Below are 5791 nucleotides of genomic sequence, written 5' to 3' on the forward strand. Positions count from 1 at the left end.
GACCGAGACGCTCGCCAAGCTTGCCGATGGTCATCCCGCAAACAGCGTCGGCGACCTCATGCCTTGGATCGACGTGGGCTGAAAACACCGCTTACGCTTTAGCAGGGTTCGACGGATGTTGATCATTATCCGGATGTCCTGGTGCTCCACCGGTTTGATGAAAACATGGGGACCGAAGGACGGCGCCAGTCGGCCAAGCTCAGCGAGACCTTTGGCATCATTCGCATCAGTCTTTTGACGTCGGATCGCCAGGAATTTGCTTGATTTGCGAACGTCGACGACTTGAACGGGAAACCCGAACGAACGGAGATCCCGAACCATTTGAGTGCCGACACCGGCCTCGATCGTAATAGACTGGACAGGCCCAACGCCGAACCGTCGAAGGATATCTCTTATCGGAGCAGCGCGGGTCTCAGTCATTGCCTCGAAGAATACGTGTCCTTCGGCATCGACGAGGCAGACCGCAGTCTCCGAGTGGCCGGCGTCGAGGCCGACCCAGTAGCGCAGGTGCCGTGGCATTTTGCTCCCGTACGACGTTTGTTTCTTTCGCTTGCCCTACTGACCTTGTCGGGGCTGTCCGACTAGGATTCGTCCTCCGGCATGTGATAGAGAGGTAGGAAATCGAAGGAGATGATAGGATGGAGCCGCGGGAGGCGTTGGATGGCCTAATCAGCGAGCGAGGAGAGACCTACGCATCGATCTCGCGCCTCCTCGGGAGAAACTCGGCATACATCCAGCAGTTCATTAAACGAGGTTCTCCAGCCCGCCTTGACCAAAGCGATATAGCGCTGCTGGCATTGCATTTTGACGTGCCCGTAGAGATGCTGGGTGGAAAGGAGGGGCCGACAGTCGGGCAGCGTTCGATAATCAAAGTCCCCCTACTGAACGGGACAGGCAACGATTCACGCTCACAATGGCGGTTGGTTGATGCGGCTTGGCTAGGTCGGCTGTGTGATCAGCCCGCCAGTGTCGCAATCTTGCCAATTGTTGGTGAGGCGATGGAGCCGACCCTCTGCAATGGCGACGAGGTTATGATTAGCCGAGTTCGCTTCCAGGAGAGCGTGCGTGAAGGCCTTTATGCCATTCGTGGGTCTTCTGAAATCTTCGTAAGGCGGATAGCGATCGACCCAACGAAGAACCGTCTGACCGTTCTTACCGATCACCCCGCATATCCGAGCTGGCAGGGCATCCAGCGCAAGGGCGTCGATATTGTCGGCCGGGTGATCTGGATCGGAGCTCGGGTAGCCTAGCTGTCATTATGACCCCGCGCTGCCGGAGGCTCTAAGCGGCCATCCCAGCGTGCCGTGCTGCTTAGACGCGAGGTGGGATTAGCCGACGCAGTGGTCGGTACGTGATCCGACGACTCGCGTTATGGCAGACGACCACTCGCAGACGCTGAATTCACCACCAAGACCGCTGATGCGTAGCGCTTGAGCAACCTCAGCGCTGCATTAGCGCGTTGCTACCTAGAGAGCTACCTAGCACACAATCGATCTATGCCGCCCGATCTGACTAGGGAGATAACTTCTTGAAAAGTAAGGAGAAGGTGGTGGACGCACTAGGGCTCGAACCTAGGACCCGCTGATTAAGAGCGGTTTTGTGTCTGCATGCGTCCTTAATTGTCCGCAAGCATGCACCCTGTTCATCTGAAGACGCCTCTGCCGGTCCGCGACCGCCAGAATATTGTGTTCAGCACCTGACGGTGGTCAACCGGGTTCACGCCCCGGATGTTGGTCGGAAAGACATGCTCGATCACTGACCACTCGAAATCCGAAAAATCAAACCGCGCCACTACAGTTGGCCCTGCGTCAGGCCACTGAACCAGAAGTCGTGCCCGATGGGAATCCCGTTAGGGGCATGTGACCTAGCGCCCGATTATGTTCAGATACCGATGCTGCGGGCTGGCTCCAATCAGGTGTTCCGTTCGCGTCGATAAGCTGTCGGCGTCATGCCGTAGCTTCGGCGGAAGAGCCGTGCAAAATGGCCCGGTGAATGGTAACCAATCTCGAACGCAACCTCTGTTATGGCCAAATTGGTCGTTTCCAGCAGCACACGGGCACGTTCTAGCCTTACCCTCGTCAGATATTGATGCGGCGGAGCGCCAACGGAACGCTTGAAACTGCGGATGAAATGATAGGGTGAAAGTCGCGCTTCCGCCGCGAGGTCGGCGATTGACAAATTCTCGCAGTAGCGACTTTGGATGTGCTCAATGGCTCGCTTTTGCTGCCAGGGTGCAAGCCCCGACGCATTATTCAGGTCGGTGCCCTCGGACAGGCTCGACCATGTTCGAAGCATTCTTACAGTCACTGCCAACGAAACGCTGTCCAGCATCATCCGGCTGCCGCCACTGGGAGCCTCGAGTTCTTGCGCAACAAGTCGCCCCATCTGGGCGATCATTGGATCTTCCTGGAGACCGCGCTGCTGCAATTCGACCGACCCGGGACAATCGAATTCCTCCGTCGCGCTCTGCTGCAACAATTTGTCGGGAAGATAGAGATGCATGCACTGGCCACAGGCAGAGTAGGTGACGGAACGCGGCGCTTCTCCTGCTCGCACAAGGGCCGTGCTGCCCGGAACAATACGACGATGAAACAGGTGGCGGCCATCGATGAAGAGGCTGCTCTCGCCCCCGCCGAAAAGGCAAGTCTCAATCATGTGCGTGTGCGGGCAGGCAGGGCGTGACGCTTCGCTATTGGCGAAAACATCAGATTGCCAAAGTGCAGCCGACAAGCCCAGTGAGCCAAAACCCTTGGCTATGGGCGTTTTGCTGTAGGAAAGCTCTATCCGATCTGCGTTGAGCGGACCGGTTTCAGTCCCGGGCAGACTGCCGGTAGAATCAAACTCTGTTGACACAAGCTACCCCACTTCTCGCTTGACCCATACCAAAGTGGCGGCGTTCGTCGCCCAACGCGAACAGGAACCGCGCGGAGGAAAACCCGCCGTCGCCTCACCCGCCTTCTTGCGCGACGATACCTGTCGCACCCGGGAGGTCGCTTGCCCAAGGATGGGGATCACGTTGCGCGGCCCCATCATGTGTTCCGTTCGCGCCGATAGGCGGTCGGGGTCATCCCATAGCGCCGGCGAAAGAGTCGCGCAAAATGGGCTGGAGATTGATAACCTGTTTCGAAGGCAACATCCGTGATGGCCATATCGGTCGTTTCCAGCAGCAAACGGGCGCGTTCCATCCTGATCTGCGTCAGATATTGATGCGGTGGAACACCAACGGAGCGCTTGAAACTGCGAATGAAATGAAAGGGCGAAAGTCGCGCTTCCGCTGCAAGATCGGTGATCGACAAATTCTCGTGATAGCGACTTTGAAGCTGCTCAATGGCGCGCTTTTGCTGCCAGGGTGCAAGGCCTGACCGATGCAGTTCGGTGGGTGCTGACAGGCTCGACCAGGACCGCAGCACGCGGACGACCAATGCCAAAGAAACGCTGTCCAGCATCATCCTGCTGCCGCCGCTCGGAATCCGAATTTCTTGCGCAGCAAGCTTTCCCAACTGGGTGATGGCCGGATCGAGTCGGATATCAGTTGGCAGCAGCTCGACCTGAGCATTTTGCCCGAAGTCATCGGCCGCGCTCTGTTGCAAAAGACTGTTGGGCAGATAGAGATGCAGACAGTGACCCCAGCCGGTGTGGGTAACGGAACGTGCCGTGTCTCCCGCCCGAAGAATGCCCGTACTGCCGGGAACGATCTGCCGACGATAACGAAAACGACCATTGATGAAAGAACTAATCTCACCCCCGCCGTTAAGGCAGGTCGAAATCGCATGGGTATGCGGGCAGGCGGGGATATTTTGATCGCAACCCGCGAAGATTTCCGTTTGCCAGAGTGCTGCTGACACACCCAGGGAGCCGAAACCCTTGGCTATCGTTTGCTTCGCATAAATGGCCTCTAACCGGTCCGGGCTGTGCGGACCGGCTTCTGTCCCGGGCAGGGTGCTGGTTGGACCAAACTCTGTTGCCAAAAACTACCCCCAATGTCGCAACGCGATTCCATCTGCTGACGAGTGCCAACAGCTCCAACGGGTCGTTATTGACCTGTTGATAGCACAGTTTTGATGATTACAGAATGTACCATCGCAGCGAACGGAACACCTGACCGAGTTCGCAACCGAGGACATCCCCATTTCTGCGCTCGCCGCTGGTCGCCCCGCAGCATCCGCCTTCATGGATTAGACGGCGACCGTTGGAGAAAGTCGCCAGCCTGGGCCGCCATTGTCGAGGGCGATCAAAAACCGGCCAAACCCTGCGGGCTGTTATAGGCAATTGGATGGCGCGAGACTTCGGCCAGACTGCCATTCTTGCCCACACGATAGCCAATTAGCGTCGAGGCGTTGCCAAATATCTGGTACAGAAAAGCGTCGTCGGGGCTCAACCAGCTGTCGCTTGGGCCACTGCTGACCAGGCCATTGACCGCGCGGAAGGTGCCATCGCCGGGGATTGGATCGTTCGCAGGATCTTTGAGAATGCGCAGCGTAGCCCCGTCGAGCGCGAAGCTGGTCAAGCTTCCATATCCGAAATTGGTCGCATAAACGCGCTTGCCGTCGGCGGATATCGCCAGCCAGCAAAGCTCCGAGGGCTTGCCAGCCGCAGTATTGATCTGGACCGGTGCTCCATTGGTAACGTGCCCCTTCGCGTCGATATGGCTGATCGCGATCCCGTCGGACACCGCATAGCCATTGATGAAGGTGCCCGGTCGACCTTTTACGAAACCGATGAAAAAGGGGCCGGCTCCCCCCGCATCATTGAAGATCGGTTCACGCAAGGCGCCCCGCGAATGGATCGGGAAGACGACCAATCCGTCCTTGTCGGGCGCGTTGGCAACAACCAGCTTTGCCGATCCATCGGCATTTTCCGCCGGGCGAAAATCAAACAATATGTCGACGAGAAGAAACTTCTGATCGGGCGACAGAACCAACTGGGTGGGGATTCGGTCGGTCTTGGTGGCGTTGTTGACGCTGTAGCGCGCGTCGCGCAACGTCAGTTTGCCGGCCTTTTCCGAAAACGCGCGAATATGGTTGGGTCCGAAGGCATGGAGCACGAACAGCGTATGGCTCGCCGGGCTATAGGCGAGCGACTTGGCCGTGCCGCTTTTGCCGGTTACCGGTTCGCCAGTGCTCTGGCGATCGAGCAGCGTAAGGCGACCACCGGCCGCAACACGAAAGCTCGACACCGTATTGTCGCCGCCATTGGTGGCAAACAGCAGCTTATTGCCCGGGGCCAGGATGACGCTGCCGGCACCTTCGAAGGCATTGGGTGCGCTGGCTTGCCCGCTGACTGGCTTGAATACGCCCGACCCGGCACCGCCCGTGGCGACGCGCTCAACCTCGGCCAGCGTGCCGTCGGCACGACGCGCGAAATGCACGATCTCGTTGGCGATGGTGTTGGACTGCATGTAAAGGTGGCCTACCACTTTTGCCGACGCCGGCGTCGGGTGCTGCAGCGCAGCCACGGTGAGCGTGAGTGCCGCTACTTTTGCGGTCTGCGCTACAGCGATACCGAACAATATCAAGGCGGCCAGGGCGAGCTTGAAATGCATAACCAATGTCTCCCATCGTTTTTCGCGCGCGCCGGTGCCGGTTGGACCGCCAGTGGCCGGCTAACGCCTGTCACCGGTTCAGCCTTATTTCTTCAGAACCGGATAGCCATCGACATACGTCCAGTCGGTGGCTTTGGCCGGCTCGTGGCAGGTTAGACAATCTACCTTGTAATCGGTCGATGTTGTCTTGGTCGGCGCGCCCTGGTCAAACCATGCCCAGCCCCAGCCGTCGCCCCACAATTTGTTGTC

General features: G+C 58.2%; 6 protein-coding genes and 1 tRNA gene. 1 reads left to right on the forward strand and 6 read right to left on the reverse strand.

The features are described from left to right. Positions 1-30: 30 nt before the first annotated feature. A complete protein-coding gene (locus tag C7451_RS09800) occupies positions 31-519 on the reverse strand; it encodes an IS110 family transposase (RefSeq protein ID WP_110298799.1) in 489 nt (162 codons plus the stop codon). 119 nt (positions 520-638) lie between these two features. Here C7451_RS09800 and C7451_RS09805 point away from each other — a divergent pair, with 119 nt between their 5' ends. Beyond that, the gene (locus tag C7451_RS09805; RefSeq protein WP_066275480.1) at positions 639-1250 is read left to right on the forward strand and encodes a S24 family peptidase; all 612 of its coding nucleotides are present in this window, start codon (positions 639-641) and stop codon (positions 1248-1250) included. 297 nt (positions 1251-1547) lie between these two features. Here the strand turns inward: C7451_RS09805 and C7451_RS19965 are convergent. From C7451_RS19965 to C7451_RS20490, 5 genes are all read right to left on the reverse strand, one after another. Next, positions 1548-1615, reverse strand: a tRNA-OTHER gene (locus C7451_RS19965). 296 nt (positions 1616-1911) lie between these two features. Next, complete coding sequence (locus C7451_RS09815) at positions 1912-2853, reverse strand: helix-turn-helix domain-containing protein (protein ID WP_146215341.1); 942 nt, start codon at positions 2851-2853, stop codon at positions 1912-1914. A 176-nt stretch (positions 2854-3029) separates the two neighbouring features. Further along, positions 3030-3968, reverse strand: a complete 939-nt coding sequence (locus tag C7451_RS19785; RefSeq protein ID WP_146215342.1) for an AraC family transcriptional regulator — start codon at positions 3966-3968, stop codon at positions 3030-3032. 263 nt (positions 3969-4231) lie between these two features. Continuing rightward, positions 4232-5542, reverse strand: a complete 1311-nt coding sequence (locus C7451_RS09825) for a lactonase family protein (RefSeq protein WP_208625185.1) — start codon at positions 5540-5542, stop codon at positions 4232-4234. Positions 5543-5626: 84 nt separating this feature from the next. Then, positions 5627-5782: a cytochrome P460 family protein gene (locus C7451_RS20490; RefSeq protein WP_208625195.1), complete on the reverse strand. Its 156-nt coding sequence runs from the start codon at positions 5780-5782 to the stop codon at positions 5627-5629. Positions 5783-5791: the final 9 nt, after the last annotated feature.

Origin of the sequence: Blastomonas natatoria (assembly GCF_003201955.1) — a bacterium.
Lineage (GTDB): Bacteria > Pseudomonadota > Alphaproteobacteria > Sphingomonadales > Sphingomonadaceae > Blastomonas > Blastomonas natatoria.

Coding starts and splice junctions, on each gene's coding strand:
- C7451_RS09800 (WP_110298799.1), bottom strand. CDS start 519: ATGCCACGGCACCTGCGCTACTGGGTCGGCCTCGACGCCGGCCACTCG.
- C7451_RS09825 (WP_208625185.1), bottom strand. CDS start 5,542: ATGCATTTCAAGCTCGCCCTGGCCGCCTTGATATTGTTCGGTATCGCT.
- C7451_RS09805 (WP_066275480.1), top strand. CDS start 639: ATGGAGCCGCGGGAGGCGTTGGATGGCCTAATCAGCGAGCGAGGAGAG.